The organism is Pseudarthrobacter sp. GQ63, from assembly GCF_059758765.1.
The window spans coordinates 1-1,784 of sequence record NZ_JCAXEF010000030.1 but is presented as its reverse complement, the minus strand read 5'-3'; the positions used below and the strand labels follow the sequence as shown (position 1 = coordinate 1,784).

Here is a 1,784-nt window from a genome sequence, read left to right as displayed (position 1 = left end):
CGCCTGCGCAACGGGCTGTACTCCTGACAAACCCCCGCACCGCATACACGGTACGAACAATCTGTAGGTGCTCCTTAGAAAGGAGGTGATCCAGCCGCACCTTCCGGTACGGCTACCTTGTTACGACTTAGTCCCAATCGCCAGTCCCACCTTCGACAGCTCCCTCCCACAAGGGGTTAGGCCACCGGCTTCGGGTGTTACCAACTTTCGTGACTTGACGGGCGGTGTGTACAAGGCCCGGGAACGTATTCACCGCAGCGTTGCTGATCTGCGATTACTAGCGACTCCGACTTCATGGGGTCGAGTTGCAGACCCCAATCCGAACTGAGACCGGCTTTTTGGGATTAGCTCCACCTCACAGTATCGCAACCCTTTGTACCGGCCATTGTAGCATGCGTGAAGCCCAAGACATAAGGGGCATGATGATTTGACGTCGTCCCCACCTTCCTCCGAGTTGACCCCGGCAGTCTCCTATGAGTCCCCACCATCACGTGCTGGCAACATAGAACGAGGGTTGCGCTCGTTGCGGGACTTAACCCAACATCTCACGACACGAGCTGACGACAACCATGCACCACCTGTAAACCGACCGCAAGCGGGGCACCTGTCTCCAGGTATTACCGGTTCATGTCAAGCCTTGGTAAGGTTCTTCGCGTTGCATCGAATTAATCCGCATGCTCCGCCGCTTGTGCGGGCCCCCGTCAATTCCTTTGAGTTTTAGCCTTGCGGCCGTACTCCCCAGGCGGGGCACTTAATGCGTTAGCTACGGCGCGGAAAACGTGGAATGTCCCCCACACCTAGTGCCCAACGTTTACGGCATGGACTACCAGGGTATCTAATCCTGTTCGCTCCCCATGCTTTCGCTCCTCAGCGTCAGTTAATGCCCAGAGACCTGCCTTCGCCATCGGTGTTCCTCCTGATATCTGCGCATTTCACCGCTACACCAGGAATTCCAGTCTCCCCTACATCACTCTAGTCTGCCCGTACCCACCGCAGATCCGGAGTTGAGCCCCGGACTTTCACGGCAGACGCGACAAACCGCCTACGAGCTCTTTACGCCCAATAATTCCGGATAACGCTTGCGCCCTACGTATTACCGCGGCTGCTGGCACGTAGTTAGCCGGCGCTTCTTCTGCAGGTACCGTCACTTTCGCTTCTTCCCTACTGAAAGAGGTTTACAACCCGAAGGCCGTCATCCCTCACGCGGCGTCGCTGCATCAGGCTTTCGCCCATTGTGCAATATTCCCCACTGCTGCCTCCCGTAGGAGTCTGGGCCGTGTCTCAGTCCCAGTGTGGCCGGTCACCCTCTCAGGCCGGCTACCCGTCGTCGCCTTGGTAAGCCATTACCTCACCAACAAGCTGATAGGCCGCGAGTCCATCCAAAACCACAATAAAGCTTTCCACCCCCCACCATGCGATGAGGAGTCATATCCGGTATTAGACCCAGTTTCCCAGGCTTATCCCAGAGTTAAGGGCAGGTTACTCACGTGTTACTCACCCGTTCGCCACTAATCCAGGAGCAAGCTCCCTTCATCGTTCGACTTGCATGTGTTAAGCACGCCGCCAGCGTTCATCCTGAGCCAGGATCAAACTCTCCGTTGAAGTAAAACAGACACAACCCCCAGCCCCGGGAAAACGGGACAAAAAGGCTGCACAAAATTTGAAACCAGCTGTAAAAACCAGACCACCCACAGGGGCGGACGATCCAGTCAATTCAACCAATCACTAAAACAATTGGTATCAACAAACTTGGCACACTATTGAGTTCTCAAACAACAGACACA

Annotated in this window: 1 rRNA gene; it reads right to left on the bottom strand. The window is 55.4% G+C overall.

The features are described 5' to 3' along the window. Positions 1-78: 78 nt before the first annotated feature. Positions 79-1,602: ribosomal RNA gene (locus AC6CHP_RS20675) — 16S ribosomal RNA — on the bottom strand. Positions 1,603-1,784: the final 182 nt, after the last annotated feature.